Source organism: Cyclobacterium plantarum (assembly GCF_011290685.1).
GTDB classification, from domain to species: domain Bacteria; phylum Bacteroidota; class Bacteroidia; order Cytophagales; family Cyclobacteriaceae; genus Cyclobacterium; species Cyclobacterium plantarum.
This window is the reverse complement of the sequence record NZ_JAANYN010000003.1, coordinates 530,080-551,223: the sequence shown is the minus strand read 5'-3', so window position 1 is coordinate 551,223 and position 21,144 is coordinate 530,080. Positions and strand designations below refer to the sequence as shown.

The window sequence follows — 21,144 nt, the reverse complement described above, 5'->3', positions numbered from 1 at the left end:
TTCATGAAAACATTTCTTTCTGTAGTTGCAGTTTTTTGCATTAGCTGTATTCTGAGCAGCTGTAAAACACAGCAATCCCTACCTGCCGGAGATACCAGTAGAAATGCCCTTGATTGGGAAGGCACCTATGAGGGCATCCTCCCCTGCGCCGATTGTGAGGGCATCGCCACTTCCATCCGGCTTGACCGGGAAGGAAAATACCTGAAAGTGACTCGTTATATGGGAGAAAGTGAGGAGGAATTCCGGCAGGAAGGCCGTTTTGAATGGAATCCTGAGGGCAATATTATCGCCTTATCCGGTATGGACAACGCACCGAATCAATACCTGGTGGGCGAAAACCAGCTTTTTCACCTGGACGGGGAAGGTAAAAGAATAACCGGAGACCTGGCAAATTCCTACGTGTTAAAAAAAGTAGTTGCCAAAACAGCCCATCCTTTACTCAACAGCAATTGGATGCTAACAAACATGGAGAAATTTCCGGAAGAAGACTGGACTCCGGGAGAGATCTTTGTTTTTCTGGAGGAAGAAAGCAACCGCCTGCATGGTTTTGGCGGCTGCAATAATTTTTTCGGTGTATACGAACTAAAAACCGAAAACCAGCTGGAGCTTGGAAAGATTGGCAGGACCCAAAAATACTGTCAGGACGAGATGCAGGCAGAAAATTACTTTTTCGCCTACCTGGAACAGGTACGGTATTACCGGCTGGAGGGGGATAGGCTGGAGTTAAGGGATGAGGGCAACAAGCTGCTGCTTACTTTTACTAAAAAGTCCGGGGATGATTAAAAATTCTTTTAATTTCTTAGGAAATTTAAAATTTATCGGCTAATTTTTTAGTCTAAAATTAAACTGCCGATGAAAAACTCCATCATTTTGGGCCTGTTTCTGGTCCTCGCTTCCTGCCAATCTTCTGGCAATGAATCCGGATCTGGCCAGGAATTTGACGTCCAACTGGATACGGTGATGGTCCACCCGGGAGAGGAAATCCTATTTCTAAATTCTCAGTTGTACCATGCCAAGCTGACTCCGGATAAAAAATACCTCTATAACTTCAATTATCAGGAATTCAGCATCGAAAAGATTGATCTGGACGAGTTAAAATTCGTCCGCAAAATCACCTTGGATAAAGAGGGGCCGAACGGACTGGGAGCCAACTTCCGCAACCTGGAGATGATTGGCGAGGATCGGTTTTTATTTTGCAGCTACGGGCAGGACAATATTGTGAACGATCAGGGTAAAAAACTGGAGCAGTTTGATCTGGGCAAATTGGGTGAGGATTCCGGGGAATTCGAAGAAGGCGATTACATTCAGGTACCGTTGAGTATCGGTGATGAAGGGCAGCACTTTGCTGGAATGGTGACCAACTGGGAAAAGAAAACGGCAAAACTGGTACTCATTGATCGGGAAGAAAACCGGGTGACCAGCTTTGCTGCGCCTGAAATTGAGAAAGCGTCCAAATTTGAAATTATGCTCAATGACGGGGAAATGAGAATGGGCCTGGGCACCCGTCGGTTTGGGACGGTAGAGAATGGGAAGCTTATTTTTGGAACCGGGGTAGGACATGAGCTTTATGTACTGGATCCAGAGGCGGAAGAATTCCGCCTGGTGAGCTATACCAGTGAAGTCCTCCCTCCGGAAAAGAGCGGAGATTTCCCGGCAGAGGTCAGTAGTCAAAACGAAATGCGGGTCATTCACGAGAAAATCCAATCTGACATCAACTTTGCCGCTCCGGTTTGGGACGAAAAAAAGCAGGTGTATTATCGTTTGGCTTTCCGGATGGAGTTTGACGACTCACAGCCCATTCCTGAAGGGAGTTTTATGCGGGAAATCAGTGGAGCAAATGTCTACCTGACCGTTTTGGACAAGGATTTCAATCCGCTTAGTGAAGGGCAACTTACCACAATGAACACATATCCTCCTTTTCATTTTGCCAAAGACGGCAAGCTATGGCTCTTCGAAAATCTGGAGGATGAAATGGGCTTTGTCCGGATGGATATTTCCTGGTAAGGAGAATATGGATAGGCATTGACCTTTGGGGTTTTCCCAACCCCGAAGGTCTTTTCCGAAGCCCGGACGTTAAAACCTTCGGGGTCCCAAAGACCCCAAAGGTTAAATCAGCAACGCGACCTTTGGGGTTTCCATAACCCCGAAGGTCTTTTCCGAAGCCCGGACGTTAAAACCTTCGGGGTCCCAAAGACTCCAAAGGTTAAATCAAGACCGCGACCTTTGGGGTTTCCATAACCCCGAAGGTCTCTACCGTAGCTCGGTCGTTAAAACCTTCGGGGTCCCAAAGACCCCAAAGGTTAAATCAGGACCGCGACCTTTGGGGTTTTCAAATACCCCGAAGGTCTTTCCCGAAACCAGGACGATAAAACCGTCGAGGTCTTAAAGACCTCAACGGTTATAAATCAGGACCGCGACCTTTGGGGTTTCCGCAATCCTGTATTTCTTTTAGTTTTATTGGAAAATTTGTATTTTCATTCCACTAAACTTTTCAAATTATGATGGATATTTTTGAGGTTGGGGGTATTTATCATTTATACAATAAGGCAATTGGAAATGAAAAGTTATTTCCGAGGGAAGAGAATTACGCCTATTTCCTTGAAAAATACCATCATTATCTCAATGATAAGTTGGAAACATTGGCATTCTGTCTTATTCCCAATCATTTTCATTTTTTAGTAAAGGCCAAAGAAAACACTACAAATGGACTAATTGTCAAAGCATTTTCAGATTTCCTGAATTCTTATTCCAAAAGTATTAATAAGGCACTGGGAAGAAATGGCGCATTATTTCAAAGGAAATTTAAACGCAAACAAATTGATTCCGATGATTATTTAACCGGAATAGTTATTTACATTCATCAAAACCCGGTAAAACATAAATTAACCAAGGATCCCTTAGATTGGAAGTACTCTTCGTATAAAAGTTATTTATCTAAAAGTCAGTCCAAGCTAAACAGAGAATTGGTATTAGACTGGTTTGGGGGCTTAGATGGGTTTAAGATAAGTCATAACTCAAATACTGATTTTTACATTGCTGAAGAACTGACATTGGAATAAGAGAATCGAAAATCTTCGGGCTGATAAAGGTTGAAAGGTCAGTCTTTCCCGAAACGAGAACGTAAAAAACCTTCGAGGTCTCAAAGACCTCAAAGGTTAAATCAGGACTGCGACTTTTGGGGTTTTCAAATACCCCGAAGGTCTTTCCCGAAACGAGAACGTAAAAAACCTTCGGGGTCCCAAAGACCCCAAAGGTTAAATCAGGACCGCGACCTTTGGGGTTTTCAAATACCCCGAAGGTCTTTCCCGAAGCCCGGACGTTAAAACCGTCGAGGTCTCAAAGACCTCAACGGTTATAGTAGAATCCTGACCTTTGGTTTCAAATTCTTCATTTATCAAAGCACCCTATAGGCCATACCATTTGGATCGCATGATTAAATGGTGGGCAATTTCATAAACAACAGCGGTTTTCCCTCCCCGGCGAATATTGCAATTGAAAAACTTTTTGACGGATCATATTTGATTGGCTTTTTGATTTCCTTATACAATTGGACAGGATCAATAACCCTCAACTGGTGAAAGATGGATGCTTCATAGTTTTCAGGGAAGCTTTTGGATGTTTTACCATCCTTTGTTTCGGTGTTTTGTTGCCAATATGGAACCTCTACATTAGCTCCATTGGAATAATCGGCTTGAATGCCTTCTATTTTTTTCCCCGGTTTAACATATTTATCATCATAATAGTCATGGGTCATTAAGCTAACACTGTAGCTAGGTTTCTTGAACAATCCTCCCGCTTCGGTTTCCCGTACGGTAAATCGCGCAAAATCAGCAGGCTGATAGTTTTCTATTTCAGCTTTTTCAATTTCCCTGTCATCAATGGTGAATGAGATATTCCTGGTTTTTATCCATCGTTCAAAAACATCCTTTTCAATTTCTTTTTTAGCAGGGGGGCTTTCATAAAGAATACTTGTTTTCACCTCCGGATAGGCTTGCTGCAAGGCCAGCAATTTCTCAAATGCCAAATCATCAAAAAAGGGAAATGACGTACTTTCCGATTTTTCGATCTCATTCAGCTCCAGGTAGGCTGTTCGAAGGGCGGTAAGGTCCAGTTTGTTCAATTCCAACTCAAAAGGATTCCCCTCCCTTAATGCTCCTGCCAGAATTTGCTCATAGTCATTTTCAGCATAAATCGTGGCCGAATCATAAGATTGGCCGGAGGACAAAAAAACCATCAGAAAACCTGTCATAAACAGGCTAAGTGATTTAAGTAGCCTGGTCTTCAGTTTTGAACTGGATTGGCCCATCATGATTAACCTGCTTCGGGTAGAGGAGAAGTTGAAAGGACTTCTGATCGATAAAGCAGGCTCTTTTCCTGAAATTTTATGGAATAAAAGCCACTGGTAGGCAGCTTTGTTGCGGAATCTGCCAATTACGGCTTCATCTGCCAGAAATTCATGATTCAACTGCATCGCATTTTTGTAAAGCAGGAAAACCGGGTTAAACCAAAAGACAACTTTTAGCACCTCCAAAAACAATATGTCCCAACTGTGCCGCTGCCGAATATGGGTCAATTCATGAAATAAAATCTCTTTTTCTATGGTCTTATCCTGGAAGGATGCTTTTTCGACAAATAGAAAATGTAAAAAGGTAAAAGGCAGGGTATTTTCCTTCAATAATACGTAGGTACAATCATTTGCTTTCAGGGTTAGATTATTCCGAATCATTCGCATCAGCTGTACCAACTGAATAATAAACCGGACTAAAAAAAAGAAAAGGCCAGACAAATAAATCCCCATTAACAGGGTATTCCAGGGGACAACAGTATCCGATTGTGCAATAAGGGAAGCTTCCACTTCATCCTGTAGCCCTCTTTGCGTTGGGAATGTATCGTTTTCTGAACTTATTTCACTGCTGAATGCAGCAGGCACCTTTTCTGGAAATAAATCTTCCCCGATTTGAAAGCTTAAGGGTACCTGAAGAAAGGGCACCATCAGGGAAAAACAGAGCGCAAAAATCAGGAAAAAACGGTTGAAGCCAAACATGCGCTCCTTCACCAAAAAGAGTCGATAAAAAGCATAAAAGACAAGCAAAGCAATCGTAGCCTTTAAGATAAATGCAGTCATCGCTTCTGGGATTTTAATTGTTCTTCAATAATTTTTTTCAGATCCTCCAGTTCCTTTGTGTCCAATTCCGTCTCTTTGGTAAAAAAGGAAGCAAACTGGGCCGGAGAATCATTAAAGAATTTTTTGATCATGGTGTTTACTTTTCTGGAGAAATAGTCATTCTTGTCCACCACGGGGAAATAGGCGCGGGAGTTGCCGTATAACTCAAAACGGATGGCCCCTTTTTCCTGCAATCTTTTGAGCAGGGTAGCCACCGTTGTATTTGCCGGCTTGGGCTCTGGATAGGAGGCCAGTATGTCTTTCATAAAAGCCCTTCCTTTTTCCCAAATCAAATTCATAAGTTGCTCTTCAGCATTTGAAAGGTTCATATTCTATTGTTTTAGATACTACTCTACAAATATAGAATAAAAATCAGTTTATCCAAAGCTTCCCCTGACCTTTGGGGTTTTTCCAACCCCAAAGGTCTTTTTGCGGAACTTGCCCGAAAAAACCGTTGAGGTCTCAAAGACCTCAACGGTTATAGACATTGACCTTTGGGGTTTTTCCAACCCCGAAGGTCTCTCCTAAGAGCGTACGCGAAAAAAACCGTCGAGGTCTCGAAGACCTCAACGGTTATAGAAGAATCCTGACCTTTGGGGTTTTCCCAACCCCGAAGGTCTTTCCTAAGAACGTACACGCAAAAAACCTTCGAGGTCCCAAAGACCTCAAAGGTTACAGGTATCGAGGTCTCAAAGACCTCAACGGTTTAGGGTGTCGCCCCCTGGGTCTACCCAAAAAGTGGCAGGTTCCTCCAGCGGAAATACATGGATCAGCTTTGTGCTAAGCTCCGTGCGGTCAATGCCGGAAACTTCAAAAAGTACTTCAAAATAGCGTGGTACCTCCCCCAATTGCCCGGCTATTTCACTTTCGATAGCTTGCCGGAGAGAGGTATCCGTGAAGTTTTTAAGGCTCTGCGTGGCTCCGGTATCCCAAAGACCACAGAAAAGGTAAACGGTATTTTGGTTTGGACCGGGAAATTTGGCCATAAAGCCGTAATCCGTATGGTAGCCATCCGGATCACCAGTTGGAGTAAAAACCTGCCTTTCGGCAGCATCCCCCTTTTCCAGAATCAATGCTTCCCCGGCCTCGTCATAGGCAAACCGGGAGTAATTGAAATAATCCGTGAACAAACCCAATGTTTTGATCATCCCCACTACCACAAAATTCTGGTCCTGCAATTCTTTGGGATTGAAGCGGGAAATGGTCCGGATGGAAAAGAAATGCCCGGCCGCGTCAAATAGGCGGGTGAGGTCCTTGATCCACTGCAAGCTTCCCCGAACAAGCAGGCCATAGGACAAGGCGGTGGTTTGCACACCCTCCCGGTGATCATCCTTCCGAAAGGAGGCAAAATCGGACAGTCCGTTGATGTCGGGATCCCGGATGGTTCGGCTCATCCCGGCGAGACTGTCCTCCTCCAGATAGATAAACAGGTCCCCCAAAAATACCGCCGTCGGAAAACCATTGCTGACCAAATCCGACCAGATACTTTCCCTTAGAGAGCCGTCCTCGCCTCGCCCTAGCTGAAACCAGGCCAGCAGTAACAGGCAGGCAAGGGTCCCACCCATCAGGCCGAGCCGAACGGTTTTCTGCTGAAGGAGCCGCAAAATTCCGGATTGGTGCTTCGCCTTTTCAAACACGATCCCGTAGCTCCCCTTGGGTATGCGCAGCCGGTACGGATCCCCGCTACCCTCCCCAGCGTAATAATTGCGCAACTTTTCCCGCAATTTGTACACGTATACCCGTATGAGGGTACTTTCCGAAGGATCAAAGTCCGGCTTACCAAACACTTCGGCCGCAATAATCGTCTCTTTGGGCGCATCCTCATCCAGGGAACTACGAACCAGAAACCGCAGTAAATTGGCATAGGTAGTGGATCGCCCAAAACCCTTACTCTTGATGATCTTCTCCGTAAGCTCCAGAAAAACAGCCTTCTCCATCCCGTAATTTCTTTTTTTTCTTAAAGATAATCAATAACTTTAACAGTTAACAAAACGGTTTTTCTCCTTGGTAATTGGGCAAATTTCCAATTATATTTGGAGATAGTCCAAAAGACAAAAACCTTGTTTATAAACCCAAATTACATGAGCCGTATTGCATTCAGAAATCTTTTGCCCATTATCGGTTTATCCATAGGCTGGATAAGTTGCGGTTGGGAAAGACCGGAAGCAATACAAGAGGCCTACTCTGATCTACCTGAAGCCATTGACTTCAATTATCATGTCAAGCCCATCCTTTCAGACAAGTGTTTTGCCTGTCACGGTCCGGATGCTGCCAATCAGGAAGCAGACCTCAGGCTGGATATAGAAGAATTTGCCTTAGCCAGCCTGAAGAGCAATTCTGGACACTATGCCATTGTACCGGGAAAACCAGGAAAAAGCAAACTCGTCGATCGCATCTTTTCCGGGGACAAGGAATTGGTCATGCCCCCACCAGAGTCCAATTTAAGCCTAAGCACGGAAGAAAAAGCCATCCTCACCAAATGGATCGAACAGGGAGCGGAATACAAACCCCACTGGTCATTTATTCCTCCGGCAAGTCCGAAAATCCCCGAAGTGGAAAACAAAGAATGGGCGAACAATGAGATTGATCATTTTGTGGGATCCAGCCTGCAGAAATCAGGTCTCCCGCCTTCTGAAAAGGCTGCTAAGGAAATCCTTATCCGCAGACTTAGTTTTGACCTGACTGGTTTGCCCCCTTCCCTGGAAGAAATCGAACGTTTTGTGGCAGACAATTCCTCCAATGCCTATGAAAAACTGGTGGACAGGTTACTGGCTTCTCCAGCCTACGGGGAGCGCATGGCGGCAGATTGGATGGATGTGGCCCGCTATGCAGATTCGGACGGCTACCTGGATGACAAGCACCGGGATTTCAGTCCCTACCGCGATTGGGTAATCGAAGCCTTCAACCAAAACATGCCCTATGACCAATTCGTGACCTGGCAATTGGCCGGGGACCTGATTGAAAATCCAAGTCAGGAAAGCATTCTGGCCACAGCTTTCAACAGACTTCATAAAAGAAATTCGGAGGCCGGAATCGTATTTGAAGAGTACCGTGCCGAATATGTGGCAGACCGCACCAACACCGTTGGAAAAGCCATCCTCGGCCTGAGTATGGAGTGCGCCCGTTGCCACGACCATAAATATGACCCCATCAGCCAGAAGGAGTATTATGAATTTTCTGCCTTTTTTAACAGTACCAATGAAATAGGTACCGCCGTTTATGGCCCAGGCCAGGTGCCGGGTCCTTCCTTGCTATTGACCAGCGAGGAGCAGGACAATATACTGAACTATATTGACAATGAACTTCAAACCGGGCAGTCCAGGCTTCGCGAATTGGAAAACAAAAGCAGCAAAGACCTGGAAACCTGGCTGGCAGGACCGGAGAGCAATGCCGCCTCCATTCAGCAGGGGCTAAAGAAGGGACTGCAGGTGGCCTATGATTTTGACAATTTGCGACCAGAGGCCAATCAAAAAGTTTTCAAAAGTCCCGGACTGGTTCCCCAAACAGCTCCTGCCATAATCAGGGAGCCAGATATCCGGGAAGGTGCCAATGGCGTTTTCATCAACGATTTTACCACGCTCTCCCTTCCGGATAAAGTGGGCTGGTTTGACCAGACAGACCCCTTTACGGTATCCCTCTCCGTTTACCCGGACACCTTGTACAAGGAAGCGGTTTTGTTTACCCATTGCGAGGACATCCGGCTGGGTTTAAAAGGTTACTCCTTGTTCCTGGAAGACAACAAGCTGAATTTTATCATGGCCTTCAGCTGGCCCAGCAATGCCCTGCAGGTGAAAAGCAAGGAGCCAATCCCTGTAAAAAAATGGTCTGATATCAGCATTACTTATGATGGGATGGGCAAAGCGGCAGGCATTGGCCTGTATGTAGACGGAAAAAAAGTGCCGGTAACCGTAGAAGCAGATCATATCTACAAATCCATTTTATTTGAACCGGATATACACACCTATGGCTTCCGGGGATTTGTACTCGGGGTGAGGGACAAGATGAAAACCTTTCTTAATGGAGGTCTCGATGAGCTGAAAATCTATGACAGGGCCTTGACCGGGCTGGAAATCCTGCATGCAGCGGACCCCAAAAAGGCCCGGGATGTAATCGACAAGCCGGGGGAAGGAAGAAACAATGAAATCCTGCAGCAACATTTTTTCCAAACACAAAATGCTGAATCCAGGCAATTGAAGTCGGAGCTACTCCAGTTGAGAAAACGAAGGGCCGAAAATACTACCGATATCCCGGAGATAATGGTCATGGGAGACCTGCCAGAACCCAGGCCTACTTATATCCTTGACCGGGGCCTCTACAGTGCGCCTACCGAAGAGGTTTTTCCGGACATCCCCAAGGCTGTACTTCCCTATGACCAGGACCTGCCCCAAAATCGACTTGGGTTGGCCAAATGGCTATTTGCTCCTGAAAATCCGCTTCCTTCACGGGTTTTTGTCAACCGCATTTGGCAAATGCATTTCGGAAATGGCCTGGTAAAAACCCCGGATGATTTTGGCAACCAGGGCAGCATGCCCACACACCCTGAGCTACTGGATTGGCTCGCCATCAATTTTCGGGAATCAGGATGGGATATCAAAAAGATGCATAAACTGATTGTGATGTCTGCCACTTACCAGCAATCTTCCAAAACCCGTCCCGAATTGCAGGAGAAAGATCCGGACAACGAATTATTGGCCCGGGGCCCCAGCTTTCGCATGACCGCCGAGATGATCCGTGACAATGCCCTGGCCATAAGTGGACTTTTGGTCCCCAAAATCGGAGGGGAAAGTACCTATCCCTACCAGCCGGAAGGGCTATGGGATGAAATCAGCACCAAATCCTGGCGCTACCGCTATCAGCAGGAACCTGGTGAAGGGCTTTATCGGAGAAGTTTATATACCATCTGGAAAAGAACCTCCGGACCACCATCCATGATGATCTTCGATGTGGGAGACCGGGCGGAATGCAAGGTGCGCAGAACGGAGACCAGCACGCCCTTACAGGCACTGGTCCTGCTGAACGATCCTCAATTCGTGGAGGCTGCCAGGGTAACGGCAGAGAAGCTCATCAGCAACTACCCTCCCGACAATCAATTGGTAAATGCTTTCCAACTGAGCACCGGAAGACAGCCGGATGAACAAGAACTACAAATCATCAGGGAGTTTCACCGGGAAGAAAGGGAAAGGTTTGCCAAAAATAAAGCAGAAACCCTGGCCTATCTCAGTACAGGGAGCCATGCTACTGACCCATCTCTGGATCCTGTTCAGGTAGCCGCACTGGCCACTGTGATCAACGGCATCATGAACACCACCGATGGATACACCATAAGATAACGCAAGTCATGAATGAAAATGAACATAAACTATTCGGAGAAAGCCGTCGGGGCTTTTTGAAAAAAGCTTCCCTTGGATTTGGGTCTATCGCCCTGTCCGGTATTTTGGGGCAAACGGGGGCCTGGGGAGGAAGCCTGGGCGATCCGGGACTGGGCGGCATATTGAATGGCACCCATTTTCCGGCCAAAGCAAAACGGGTGATCTACCTTTTCCAATCCGGGGGGCCCTCTCAGATAGAAACCTTTGATTACAAGCCCTCCCTGGCCAAATGGCACGGGAAAGAAATCCCCCCATCGGTACAGGGCACCCAGCGCAATTCGGGCATGGTGGCCGATCAATCCACCTTTCCCCTGGTGAAGTCCATCTATGATTTCAAGCAATACGGACAATCCGGCGCCTGGGTTAGCGATTTGTTTCCCTATACCGCACAGGTGGTGGACGAGCTCTGCATCGTCAAATCCATGATCACCGATGCCATCAACCACGAACCTGCCGTCATGTTCATGCAAACAGGCTCCCAACTGAGCGGCAGGCCCTCCATCGGTTCCTGGCTGAGTTACGGACTCGGCAGTGACAACGAAAACCTGCCCAATTTTGTGGTCTTGCTTTCCAAAAGCTCAGGGTCCCAACCCCTGAATTCCAATGCCTGGAGCAATGGCTTTCTTCCCTCCCACCATCAGGGCATACAATTCCGCTCAGGCAAAGACCCGGTTCTGTACCTGAACAATCCGCATGGAGTCCACGACCATGACCGCAGGAGGGCTTTGGATCATATCAAAAAGTTGAACGAAAGGCAATATGATCTATGGGAAGACCCGGAAATCCAATCCAAAATCAGCCAGTACGAAATGGCCTATAAAATGCAGAACTCCGTTCCGGATGCAGTGGATACCTCCAATGAACCGGATTACATCTACGAATTGTACGGAGAAGATGCCCGAATCCCGGGCACCTATGCTTCCAATTGCCTTCAGGCCAGGAGGCTGGCCGAACGGGACGTAAAGTTTATCCAGCTATACCACATGGGCTGGGACCAGCACGGCAGTTTACCGGCAGGCATCAAAAGGCAGGCACTCAGCACCGATCAGGCTACGGCCGGGCTTATCCAGGATCTCAAACAAAGGGGGCTCCTGGAGGATACCCTGGTGGTCTGGGGTGGCGAGTTTGGACGCACCAGCTTTTCACAAGGCAGGCTGACGGCCGACAATTACGGTCGTGACCACCATCCGGGCTGCTTCACCATGTGGATGGCCGGAGCCGGGGTAAAAAAAGGCATGGTCTATGGGGAAACAGATGAATTCAGCTATAACGTGGCCAGAAACCCCGTGCACGTGCATGATTTCCAGGCCACCCTGCTGCACCTGTTAGGCGTAGACCATGAGAAACTCACCTTCAAGCACCAGGGCAGGCGCTTCCGGCTGACCGATGTACATGGGCAGGTGGTAAAAGACCTTTTGGCTTGAGAAAATCCAAAATGGGCAATTAAAATGAACCAAAGAAGAAAATTCCTGAAAAATACGGTTTTAACCGGAGGGGCTCTGTCCGTCTCCGGCTTATCTGCTTTTTACATCAAACCAACTGCCCCAAAGCTGGAGGAAGAAATCCTGGGTCATGGGGATTTCAGGTACCGGGTAGAGAAAGGATGGGGTGACCTGGATCCCCAAAAGCACCCCGTTAAAAACTGCCATGAGATGGTGATGGACAAAACCGGAAGGCTTCTGATGCTGACCGATCACCCCCAGAACAATGTCATTATTTATGATACATCAGGAAAGCTACTGGACTCCTGGACCCTCTCCTTCCCGGGTGCTCATGGCCTGAGCATTCATGATGAGGGAGATGCAGAATACCTGTATATCACCGATCCGGGTTTGGGCAGGGTGGTCAAGTGCAGCCTGGAAGGAAAAATCCTAGTGGAATTGGAACATCCTGCCGAACTGGGGGCTTACGATGAAACATCAGCTTACCGGCCGACCGAGACCGCCATAGGGCCCAATGGGGATATTTATGTGGCAGACGGCTACGGATCGCAGTTTATTTTACAATACGATGCCGAAGGTCAATTCATTAGAAAGTTTGGCGGGGACAGCTTCCTGCAACCCAACAAATTCAAGCAGGCCCATGGGGTAGCCCTGGACTACAGGGATGCCGCCAACCCTACCCTGCTTTGTACTGCGCGCATCAAGAATTCCTTCAAACGGTTTACACTTGACGGGGAGTACATAGAAGAATACTACCTGCCGGGAGCCTTTGTCAGCCGGCCGATAGTGGATGGAGAAAACATCTATTCAGGTGTCTGCTTTGGCATGACGGAGGGCAATTATAACATGCAACTGAACAGGGGCTTTGTGACCATTCTTGACCAGGAAAACCGGGTGGTCTCCAATCCGGGAGGTACGGAGCCTCAGTATGAAAACGGAAAATTGACACTCATGCTACAGGAACAACCGGTATTCCGGCATTGTCACGATGTCTGCCTGGACCGGGACAAAAACCTGTATGTTTGCCAGTGGAACGCAGATGGGGTGTATCCGTATAAATTGCACCGGGTTTAATTTTTTAGCCTTTGGCAAGAACAACATTTTTCTCAGGATTTTACACAGGGCGTCAACGTTGATTACAAACGTGAGTTCGACCTATTTTATAATTAAACCGTCATCGGTAAATAGGCAAATCTCTCCGCCGCGGCGGAAGGCAGAGCCTGTCCCGACCAGAGTGGGGAGGGATTTTTACGCAAAAATGAAAATCACCTGTAACTCAATCTCCAAACAGACTGGTTCATGTAATCACAGCCTATCCAGCATGAAGTCCGAACCGGCACTACAAACCCATTGCATAATTCTATCTATTTGGGTTCGCAATACTACGATTCACCCATTAAAGCGTAATTTTTCCCCTGTCGTCAAATCCGGAATTAAAAATACTTATTGATTAAAATTATATTTATTTCTAGAATTCACCTAGCAATCTTAACTTTAAACAAATATACCTGAATGTATTGTATAAATTCATTTTGAATAATATTATAAAAAACTTTGCTGATCGGGTAGGATTAATAGGTAATTTTGTTACCTCCTTATTATTCTCTGACAGAATGGCAATAATTTTTTTCTGTAATGCATTATGGTGCAAACCTCTATGCTTTTTATTAACAGAAAGTAAAATGTCAATAAGTTGTCTTGAATTATATGGAGATTTAATAATTTTATTTAATGCCAATTGTTCGGTCCGACTCTTGCTAAGCCAAATTCCCATCCGATCTTCCCAATACAGGAAATCCATAAAATCATAACCTAACTTTTTAAACTCCGAGGTATTCTTTATCCATTCCTTATAAATTAACGTAGGGAATTTTAATTTCCCATTCCCCGTAATAAAAGCCAAATCCTCAGCAGTAACATTTTTTGCATATCCAAATACGCTTCTTGCAATTTCAAAGACATTCCCATTGATGTACACTTGGCCCTTAAAAACATCTTCTAATACTTCATTTGGAGGAAAATCCAGGCTTTTTTTCACATCTGATATATCCTCCATTTTTGGAATTTTAGAAGCATCTAAAATGACGATTTTTTTACCGTAAGCACGAGTTAATTTACCGGATAGGACAATATCATGATGGTTATCTGGCATGTTTAACCTCTTTAAGACGTAATAGGTGCATTTTTCTTCAGGAATCTCTAAACTTGCCAAAAATAATATTCTACTGTCATAGCCTCCGGTAACTGCCAAGGCAATTTTTTGGTGTCTATTAAAGATTGCTTTTAAATAGCCTTTAATCATGGTCGCTGCTATCCTCCCTGCATCATTCAAAGACCTTTCAGGCAAATTTTTATTGGGATAAAATCTTGTAACCTTTCCTCTTTTTAGATCAATAAAATGGTTACAATTTAAATGTTTAACATTCTTAACATGTGTTGAATCACCAATAAGAAGCTTTCGTTTCTTAAATACCTCTGAATTATAAAATTCAATCGCATGTTTATTGTCATGAGGAATCAATTCAATTCCCTGGGCAAGCAAGGAAACTTGTGAGGCAACATTATCAAACGATAAATCATAATAGATTTCTCTTTGACCAGTCGCATCATGAAAAATAATTAATGAATCTTCCGAAGAAAAAATAATGATAAACTCTCCGGTATATTTTGAAACTCTATCAAACAATGTTGACGCCGAACCTTTTGATAATTCGTCGATGATTTCTTGGTCAGTTAATTCAGGGAATTCCCAATCATATAGAGACCCAATTAAAAATAAATTGGGATTCCCCGTGGAGTTTTTAACTACGTTGATGTTTGGATGGCAAAAAAGGGTAAATTCCCCATTTCCAATAGATTCCTTTTTCCAATTTAATTGGTTCCATTTTTCTTTAAAATTAGGAGATCTGGTCAGTAAAAATTGATTTAGAAACATAATTAAGTCATTTTATGATTAAACCCAGATAATACTATGAATTATCCGTAACTCGGTGGAGCCGCTTTAAAATCAACAGGTTCTTTGCTATTATCTACTTCATCACAACTTAGCTATGCCTTAGTGGCTTAATTTTCTTGGGATTACACCAGTTCCTGATAAAAAAAGACAGGCAATACTAATCCAAAATAAAGATATTGAAAAAAAATTATAATATTATTGTAATATTAATAAAAAAATTAGCTTATCATTTTTGAAATATTGGTTTATAGGACAGATACAAAACAGAGGTAAATTTCAGGTCAGGAAAAAGAGTTGCTGCAATAATTACCTTCTTAAACTATTAATAAAATCCTCTTGGTATCCGGAAATAACATTTTCAATTACTCCTTTTTCATTTATCAGGTAGAAAGTCGGGTATCCGCTTACTCCATAAGATTTGCCGACCGATTTGGCTTCGGGGATAACAGGAAAAGGAACAGTGAATTTCTTCAGGTATTTTGCCATATCCTCCTTACTGTCCACAGGATTAATATACAAAGCGGTAATCCCCTCAGCGAATTCAAATTCTTCGTCATTGAAATTGTCGAGGGCAACTTTACACCAACCACAATTGATCATAGAAAAATTAATCAGCACTTTTTGCCCCCTGAGATCTGATAGGTTGATGTTTCGCCCTTCCATATCCATTAACTCAAATTCAGGAGCAGGCAGACCTGCTTCTAAACGATGCAGCTTTTCCTTTTCGGTGGCCATTTTAGACACATAATGGCTGGGATAGGAATAAGTGAGTTCCAAAGGATCGTTATGGAAATCATAATCAGAAAAGGTATAGATTATAAACTGTTTTTCTTTACCATTGTGATAAAGCCTCCTTTCGTAACGCTCCACCAAAGCTGAATGAGGATTTATAAAAAGATGGTTTTCGGTATAAATATTGATGTCTTTTATTACAGTATCCGTTTCCACTTTAAAAAAATCCAAAAGCTGTTTGTCTAAAATGGCTGTGTCACTTCTATACCTCCATTCCCCTGCTTTCAAAAGCATCATAGGAGAATAATTTGTTACCATCAGCTCATTCATTCGAATAGACTCCTTTTCGATGTCTTTTGTTGTATACACAATAACCACACTATCCCCGTGAAGGATTTGCTTGTATTCATCTCCAACATAGATGAGGTCATATTTATCCCGTTGGCTTATAAAATCATAATCAAAATAGGTATTTTTATTTCTTTTAAATTGGGAGGTACCTGCAATGGTGTCATTTTCCCCTATCATGTCTGGCCAAAGGGAAAAATAGCTGTAGGAGATATATGCATTATCTTCCATTTTTTGCTTTGCCAGCCCGAGAACCTCCTCTGGATTGGATTGACAGCTTATTAATAACCAAATAAAGCCGGTAATCAGGAATAATCTTGCCATGGTTGTTGCGATATTTAGTTAAAGATAATGTTATGTTATGTGAAATAAAAAATTAATTTGACGTCCCCTAACAATGACCTCCCCATGTAACTTCGGTTTTTTCCAAATTTCCTAACCATATAACCCTAATAACAACATCCTCACCGGGTGTAAGGGTTCGGCCCAGGTCTAAATCAAAACGGATTAATTTTGGATCATACACCGAACCTACTAAGGATTTATCATTTTTATTTAAAATCTTAAATACAGGAAATAGGGGGATTGATCCATCATTTGCGCCTTCCCATGAAACATCTATGTTTCCGGAATTGACTATTCGATAGTCAAATACAAAATCCTCACCTTCTTTAAATGAAATAGTGAGATTATCTGAAGCATCAAGCAGTTGGAATTCTGTCTCAAGAGGAGATATAGTCATGTCTTCAACACAACTGGTCACAATTAGCGTAGAGTGAATCATAATAAAAAAAACGATCCATTTTCTTTTAAAAACTACTATTCTCTTCATGATAGTCAAAATTACATTGTCAACCTCCTCCTTGTAAAAAGAAAGGATTAAAAACACATTTAAAAATGTAGTTTTTATTTTTACTATCCTTATTATTCTCTCCTCTTCTTTTAAGACGAAAAAATCCTGAATAACGACGGATAGGGAAGGCCATGACCAAATGCCTATACCGGAATACCTTATCCTTGTTTTAACCCTGGCGGATTTGCCCAAATCTTGTTATCTTTAGAAATAGTTCTTAATTGGTATAGCAACTATGGAAAAGCCCCAAGATAAAGTCAATGAACCCATTGCCGGGTATGGAAACTATTCTTATGCCGATTACCTCACCTGGCAGTTGGATGAGATGGTGGAGCTGATTCGGGGAAAGGTATTCCGACAGGCGGCCGCCGCCCCCAGGCGGATTCACCAAGAAGTCTCCATGATATTGGCCAACAGGTTTTATGAATTTTTGAAAGAAAAAACTTGCAAAGTATATCCGGCACCCTTCGATGTGCGGCTTCCCTTAGCATCAAGGCGACACGAGGATATTGACACCGTCGTGCAGCCGGATCTTTGCGTGGTTTGTGACCCGAATAAGCTGGATGAGCTGGGCTGTGTGGGTGCCCCGGACCTGATCGTGGAGATCCTCTCTCCGGGAAATAACAAGATAGAGATTCAACTGAAATACGAAGTGTACGAAACCTCCGGTGTGAAGGAATACTGGGTGGTACATCCCGACGAGCGTACTTTGCTGATCTATACCCTGGAAGCCGGGAAATACCGCCCCTCCCGGCTATTTACTTTTGGTGATCGGATAAGGTCCCAGGCACTTCCGGGGTTTGTTTTGGATCTGGATGAGGTGTTTGGGGAGTTGTAAACTCAGATTTTTAACTTTTTGCCTTTTATTGTAAGTAACTACCAAAAAAATGAAGCATTTCGCAGTTACTACCTTTTTCAATTATACACCAGATCCCCTAAGAAATAAGCCCGATCTTTAATCGGGAAAACAGTACCTTTAAGCTTACTATTTTTATTTCATTCTCACTATTTCAAAACAACCATAGTCTTCATCTTCATTGAATTTAATGATCTCCTCCGCATTTGCTATCAGTAGATCAGCCAGGTCCTGTGTAGCAAGATTACCTGTTCGGATCCAAATAATTTTTGGAGGAAATCCAAATAACAAATTTAAATCATTGAAATCAGAATCATTAGTGACAATAATATAGCCATTTTGCTTTGCAAATTCCCAAATTTCACGGTCAGTAGCATTGAGTAAACCTTCCTTTTTGATAGTGCTTGAGGCAGAAAATTGATTGGGGATAAATTTTAATATTTTGTGAGAAATATTCTGATCAAACAAAAACTTCATATAGCGATTTTATAGACCTTATTTTCCCTATCAGCGGCAAAACTTAATGCTGCATAAATATCTTCTTCAGTCAATTCGTCAAAATCGGCTAGGATATCTTGAACCGTCATTCCTGAAGCCATCCAACCTAAAATATCACTTACAGTAATCCGCATTCCCCGTATGCATGGTTTACCTCCCCGCTTACCCGGTTCAATGGTTATAATTTGTTTGTAGTCCACCATGGTGCAAATCTTTTATGTAAATATACAGCATTTAAAACTTTCAATCTGTATCAGACAGACCTGTCAATTCAGCTATTTGTATTTTCGATTTGTATATTCAAATTTACTTAAAATCTTAAACTCAGCATAGGCAATAGACCTTATGCTACCCAAAGGAATCATTACGAATCCTATTGCACCATCTGGGTTTTTTGGTATAATTGCTTTCAAAACACCTAATAATCTGTCCGAAATGAACAAATTCCTCCTTGCTTTTGCCTTTATCAGCATTTTTATCGGTATTCATTCTTGTTCAGAACGCCAAAAAGAAAATCAGATTCCCCCAGAGGTCCCCACTAATTATTTGCAGGATAAAACGTTTTTGGAAAAATACGATCCGCAACTTATCGAGCTGAGTACGGAAGACAAACAGGCCAAAGTCCTGGTATCCCCCAAATACCAGGGCAAGGTGTTCACCTCCACTGCAACAGGTGATCAGGGAGAGAGCTTTGGCTGGATAAACCATGAAGCATTTGAAGGCCCCCTGGACGAGCACATGAATGCCTATGGAGGCGAAAGCCGCCTGTGGCTGGGACCGGAAGGAAATACCTTCTCTTTGTTCTTTGAACCAGGAGAAAAAATGGAATTTGAAAACTGGCATACCCCTGCAGCCATCGACCACGAAGCCTGGGAAAAAATCGAGGCGAGCTCCAGGAAAGTCTCCATGACCAAATCCACGTCAATTACCAACTATCAGGGAACGGAGTTTTCATTAAAAATACAACGGATCATTACACTTCTGGAAGAGGAAGGAATTTTAGCAAACACCGAATTGACCGCCGATGTCTCCTCCATCAAGATGGTAGGGTACGAAACCATCAATTCCATTCAAAATACAGGAGACTTTCCATGGACCCGAGAAACCGGAGCTCCCTGCATCTGGGTCTTGGACATGTTCAAACCCAGCCCGGAAACCACCATTGTGCTACCTCTCCAACCAAACGAAACAAAAGCAGGCCTCACCACCAACTATTTCGGAACGATTCCGGAGGAAAGAATAACCATCACCAACAACCACCTGTTCCTGAAGGCAGATGGCCAAAGCAGAGGAAAAGTAGGTGTCTCTCCCGAAAGAGCCCTTCCCATGGCCGGCAGCTACGATCCGCTTCACAAGGTATTAACCATTACTACCTTCAATATCGCTTCTGAACTGCCCTACCTCAATCAGGAATGGAACACCGAAGCCGATCCTTTCAAAGGAGATGCCGTCAACGCTTATAATGATGGCCCTTTGGCGGATGGAAGCCAGATGGGGCCGTTTTACGAATTAGAGAGTGTTTCTCCCGCTGCCTTTCTTTCTCCAAGAGAAAGCATGGCGCATTTCCACCATGTATACCACTTTACCGGAGAGGAAGGCACACTAGATGAAATCGCCCGGCAATTATTGGGGATTTCCATTGCTGAGATTAATGAGGTGTTTAATCCGAAATAGGCAATTCATTTCAAGCTGATCCACCCTGTAGCAAAAATTCATCCTTACAGGTGACCTATTCAGGTCTTCGATCCGAGCTCAATGGATTTTTTCTGCCTTCAAGACTATATATTCTGAATCCAGATAGCGCAATATACGCCCTGGAAAATAACCAAAACAATGGTATCGTGAACCAATGTTTTCCTGCGATTTCTGATAGGAAAATCTCATTTTGAACATATCACGACTCTCGTCTGGCAGAAAACTGTGCCATTCCAATGGAACATCAAACATGTCGGTTGGTACCCCAAACAACATCAAGGTATCGGGGTTGGCACCAATAGTTGCCACCAGGTAGCCTTTGCCTTCTCCTTTACTCGTTGTTACTGTAGCATCGCGAACGCAGGGGTGGTGCCCAATCAGGTACCCTTCGGCCTGAAAAACGGGTGTTTCATCATTGTCCTGGCATCCGCCAAGAATCGGAATAAGAAATACCATTCCTACCCAAATCAACCAATTGCCTGTAAAAACTGCATTTGGCTTGATCTTGAAAAGTCTAATGTTCGATAACCTGGACCCTGATCTCATCTTGAGAAAAATCAATGGGAATAACACCGAAACAATAAATAATACCTATACTATTAAAGTCAGAAAGATCAATGTTTATTTTATATACAAGTTCAGTTTCATTTTCTAAATACAAGCCCTGATCCCTAAAATTTGGATATTTCATGGTTTCAATCCTGGTAACCGAAAGGAAAAATTCATTAAAATCTATCTCAGGAAGTTCCACAGAACAGGAAACCAGCACCTCAAAACCTTTTTTGTCTGTGATCCGGAGGGTTTGCTGATTCAAAAAATTCTTTTCAAAATTCTCCCTCAAACAATTGCTTGAATACATCCAATAGGTATCGACAGGTATCTCAATTTTAGGAGGTTCATCTTCCCGATTAACACAGGAATGAAATGTGAGGACAATCCCCACTAGCAGCATCCACTTGTTAAAAAAAAACTGTGACACCTCCATTCTGATCATTTATTATTAAAAACCAACTCCGGTTAAATTATACCTAAATATATAATATAAATTTTTGCCGTCCTAATCCTTTCGTGCCCTCCTTTAAAGACGAAAAAGACCTGCAAAACGCTACATTTACAAGTAGTCCTGGGACCAAACCTGCTGGTCGGTGGTTATATTGCCGGGTCTGGATTATCAGCTTTGTAGCCCTGGCCGATTTGCCCAAATCTTGTTATCTTTATTAATTACTTTCGG

At 43.8% G+C, this 21,144-nt stretch carries 18 protein-coding genes; 8 read left to right on the top strand and 10 right to left on the bottom strand.

The window, feature by feature from the left end; all coding sequences use genetic code 11:
* The first annotated feature begins 3 nt into the window (after window positions 1-3).
* The 3 genes from G9Q97_RS10125 to G9Q97_RS10115 all read left to right on the top strand — a co-directional run bounded on the left by G9Q97_RS10125 (window position 4) and on the right by G9Q97_RS10115 (window position 3,059).
* Window positions 4-783 carry a copper resistance protein NlpE N-terminal domain-containing protein gene (locus G9Q97_RS10125; protein ID WP_166146413.1) on the top strand — a complete coding sequence of 260 codons (780 nt, stop codon included), beginning with the start codon at window positions 4-6 and terminating at the stop codon, window positions 781-783.
* A 69-nt stretch (window positions 784-852) separates the two neighbouring features.
* Window positions 853-2,004, top strand: coding sequence for a DUF4221 family protein (locus tag G9Q97_RS10120; protein WP_166146411.1), 1,152 nt, complete (start codon window positions 853-855; stop codon window positions 2,002-2,004).
* Between the two features lie 494 nt (window positions 2,005-2,498).
* Complete coding sequence (locus tag G9Q97_RS10115; RefSeq protein WP_166146409.1) at window positions 2,499-3,059, top strand: transposase; 561 nt, start codon at window positions 2,499-2,501, stop codon at window positions 3,057-3,059.
* A 374-nt stretch (window positions 3,060-3,433) separates the two neighbouring features.
* Here G9Q97_RS10115 and G9Q97_RS10110 read toward each other — a convergent pair whose 3' ends face one another.
* From G9Q97_RS10110 to G9Q97_RS10100, 3 genes are all read right to left on the bottom strand, one after another.
* The gene (locus G9Q97_RS10110; protein WP_166146407.1) at window positions 3,434-5,125 is read right to left on the bottom strand and encodes a M56 family metallopeptidase; all 1,692 of its coding nucleotides are present in this window, start codon (window positions 5,123-5,125) and stop codon (window positions 3,434-3,436) included.
* Window positions 5,122-5,493 carry a BlaI/MecI/CopY family transcriptional regulator gene (locus G9Q97_RS10105; protein ID WP_166146405.1) on the bottom strand — a complete coding sequence of 124 codons (372 nt, stop codon included), beginning with the start codon at window positions 5,491-5,493 and terminating at the stop codon, window positions 5,122-5,124. Before G9Q97_RS10105 ends, G9Q97_RS10110 begins: the two co-directional genes overlap by 4 nt.
* Before the next feature lie 369 nt (window positions 5,494-5,862).
* Complete coding sequence (locus tag G9Q97_RS10100; protein WP_166146403.1) at window positions 5,863-7,101, bottom strand: hypothetical protein; 1,239 nt, start codon at window positions 7,099-7,101, stop codon at window positions 5,863-5,865.
* Window positions 7,102-7,245: 144 nt separating this feature from the next.
* On the opposite strand from G9Q97_RS10100, the gene G9Q97_RS10095 reads away from it, so the two are divergent.
* Genes G9Q97_RS10095 through G9Q97_RS10085 form a run of 3 tightly spaced genes read left to right on the top strand, consistent with a single transcriptional unit; the run spans window position 7,246 to window position 13,049 of the window.
* Window positions 7,246-10,494 carry a DUF1553 domain-containing protein gene (locus G9Q97_RS10095; protein ID WP_166146401.1) on the top strand — a complete coding sequence of 1,083 codons (3,249 nt, stop codon included), beginning with the start codon at window positions 7,246-7,248 and terminating at the stop codon, window positions 10,492-10,494.
* Window positions 10,495-10,502: 8 nt separating this feature from the next.
* Window positions 10,503-11,957, top strand: a complete 1,455-nt coding sequence (locus G9Q97_RS10090) for a DUF1501 domain-containing protein (protein WP_166146399.1) — start codon at window positions 10,503-10,505, stop codon at window positions 11,955-11,957.
* A 24-nt stretch (window positions 11,958-11,981) separates the two neighbouring features.
* The gene (locus G9Q97_RS10085; protein ID WP_166146397.1) at window positions 11,982-13,049 is read left to right on the top strand and encodes an NHL repeat-containing protein; all 1,068 of its coding nucleotides are present in this window, start codon (window positions 11,982-11,984) and stop codon (window positions 13,047-13,049) included.
* Window positions 13,050-13,443: 394 nt separating this feature from the next.
* On the opposite strand, the gene G9Q97_RS10080 is transcribed toward G9Q97_RS10085, so the two are convergent.
* From G9Q97_RS10080 to G9Q97_RS10070, 3 genes are all read right to left on the bottom strand, one after another.
* Window positions 13,444-14,910, bottom strand: a complete 1,467-nt coding sequence (locus tag G9Q97_RS10080; RefSeq protein ID WP_166146395.1) for a hypothetical protein — start codon at window positions 14,908-14,910, stop codon at window positions 13,444-13,446.
* A gap of 327 nt (window positions 14,911-15,237) precedes the next feature.
* The gene (locus G9Q97_RS10075; RefSeq protein WP_166146393.1) at window positions 15,238-16,335 is read right to left on the bottom strand and encodes a peroxiredoxin family protein; all 1,098 of its coding nucleotides are present in this window, start codon (window positions 16,333-16,335) and stop codon (window positions 15,238-15,240) included.
* Between the two features lie 67 nt (window positions 16,336-16,402).
* Entirely contained in the window at window positions 16,403-17,056 is a 654-nt protein-coding gene (locus tag G9Q97_RS10070) for a hypothetical protein (RefSeq protein WP_166146391.1), read from the bottom strand.
* Between the two features lie 43 nt (window positions 17,057-17,099).
* Between G9Q97_RS10070 and G9Q97_RS10065 the strand changes: the two genes are divergently transcribed.
* On the top strand, window positions 17,100-17,702 hold the full coding sequence (locus G9Q97_RS10065; RefSeq protein ID WP_166146389.1) for a Uma2 family endonuclease: 603 nt from the start codon (window positions 17,100-17,102) through the stop codon (window positions 17,700-17,702).
* Window positions 17,703-17,855: 153 nt separating this feature from the next.
* Here G9Q97_RS10065 and G9Q97_RS10060 read toward each other — a convergent pair whose 3' ends face one another.
* Entirely contained in the window at window positions 17,856-18,197 is a 342-nt protein-coding gene (locus G9Q97_RS10060; protein ID WP_166146387.1) for a DUF5615 family PIN-like protein, read from the bottom strand.
* Window positions 18,194-18,421 carry a DUF433 domain-containing protein gene (locus G9Q97_RS10055; RefSeq protein ID WP_222851962.1) on the bottom strand — a complete coding sequence of 76 codons (228 nt, stop codon included), beginning with the start codon at window positions 18,419-18,421 and terminating at the stop codon, window positions 18,194-18,196. The genes G9Q97_RS10060 and G9Q97_RS10055 overlap by 4 nt, the downstream gene beginning before the upstream one ends.
* 232 nt (window positions 18,422-18,653) lie before the next feature.
* On the opposite strand from G9Q97_RS10055, the gene G9Q97_RS10050 reads away from it, so the two are divergent.
* Window positions 18,654-19,892 (top strand): DUF6786 family protein, encoded by a 1,239-nt coding sequence (locus G9Q97_RS10050; protein ID WP_166146385.1) that lies wholly within the window; start codon window positions 18,654-18,656, stop codon window positions 19,890-19,892.
* A 78-nt stretch (window positions 19,893-19,970) separates the two neighbouring features.
* On the opposite strand, the gene G9Q97_RS10045 is transcribed toward G9Q97_RS10050, so the two are convergent.
* Together G9Q97_RS10045 and G9Q97_RS10040 are read right to left on the bottom strand one after the other, a co-directional pair.
* Window positions 19,971-20,459 (bottom strand): hypothetical protein, encoded by a 489-nt coding sequence (locus tag G9Q97_RS10045; RefSeq protein ID WP_246255559.1) that lies wholly within the window; start codon window positions 20,457-20,459, stop codon window positions 19,971-19,973.
* Window positions 20,428-20,907, bottom strand: a complete 480-nt coding sequence (locus G9Q97_RS10040; RefSeq protein WP_166146383.1) for a hypothetical protein — start codon at window positions 20,905-20,907, stop codon at window positions 20,428-20,430. Before G9Q97_RS10040 ends, G9Q97_RS10045 begins: the two co-directional genes overlap by 32 nt.
* Window positions 20,908-21,144: the final 237 nt, after the last annotated feature.

Excerpts from the sequence above, each read along its gene's own strand:
- G9Q97_RS10125 (WP_166146413.1), top strand. The coding sequence starts at position 4 with ATGAAAACATTTCTTTCTGTAGTTGCAGTTTTTTGCATTAGCTGTATT.
- G9Q97_RS10120 (WP_166146411.1), top strand. The coding sequence starts at position 853 with ATGAAAAACTCCATCATTTTGGGCCTGTTTCTGGTCCTCGCTTCCTGC.
- G9Q97_RS10115 (WP_166146409.1), top strand. The coding sequence starts at position 2,499 with ATGATGGATATTTTTGAGGTTGGGGGTATTTATCATTTATACAATAAG.
- G9Q97_RS10110 (WP_166146407.1), bottom strand. The coding sequence starts at position 5,125 with ATGACTGCATTTATCTTAAAGGCTACGATTGCTTTGCTTGTCTTTTAT.
- G9Q97_RS10105 (WP_166146405.1), bottom strand. The coding sequence starts at position 5,493 with ATGAACCTTTCAAATGCTGAAGAGCAACTTATGAATTTGATTTGGGAA.
- G9Q97_RS10100 (WP_166146403.1), bottom strand. The coding sequence starts at position 7,101 with ATGGAGAAGGCTGTTTTTCTGGAGCTTACGGAGAAGATCATCAAGAGT.
- G9Q97_RS10095 (WP_166146401.1), top strand. The coding sequence starts at position 7,246 with ATGAGCCGTATTGCATTCAGAAATCTTTTGCCCATTATCGGTTTATCC.
- G9Q97_RS10090 (WP_166146399.1), top strand. The coding sequence starts at position 10,503 with ATGAATGAAAATGAACATAAACTATTCGGAGAAAGCCGTCGGGGCTTT.
- G9Q97_RS10085 (WP_166146397.1), top strand. The coding sequence starts at position 11,982 with ATGAACCAAAGAAGAAAATTCCTGAAAAATACGGTTTTAACCGGAGGG.
- G9Q97_RS10080 (WP_166146395.1), bottom strand. The coding sequence starts at position 14,910 with ATGTTTCTAAATCAATTTTTACTGACCAGATCTCCTAATTTTAAAGAA.
- G9Q97_RS10075 (WP_166146393.1), bottom strand. The coding sequence starts at position 16,335 with ATGGCAAGATTATTCCTGATTACCGGCTTTATTTGGTTATTAATAAGC.
- G9Q97_RS10065 (WP_166146389.1), top strand. The coding sequence starts at position 17,100 with ATGGAAAAGCCCCAAGATAAAGTCAATGAACCCATTGCCGGGTATGGA.
- G9Q97_RS10060 (WP_166146387.1), bottom strand. The coding sequence starts at position 18,197 with ATGAAGTTTTTGTTTGATCAGAATATTTCTCACAAAATATTAAAATTT.
- G9Q97_RS10055 (WP_222851962.1), bottom strand. The coding sequence starts at position 18,421 with ATGGTGGACTACAAACAAATTATAACCATTGAACCGGGTAAGCGGGGA.
- G9Q97_RS10050 (WP_166146385.1), top strand. The coding sequence starts at position 18,654 with ATGAACAAATTCCTCCTTGCTTTTGCCTTTATCAGCATTTTTATCGGT.
- G9Q97_RS10045 (WP_246255559.1), bottom strand. The coding sequence starts at position 20,459 with ATGAGATCAGGGTCCAGGTTATCGAACATTAGACTTTTCAAGATCAAG.
- G9Q97_RS10040 (WP_166146383.1), bottom strand. The coding sequence starts at position 20,907 with ATGATCAGAATGGAGGTGTCACAGTTTTTTTTTAACAAGTGGATGCTG.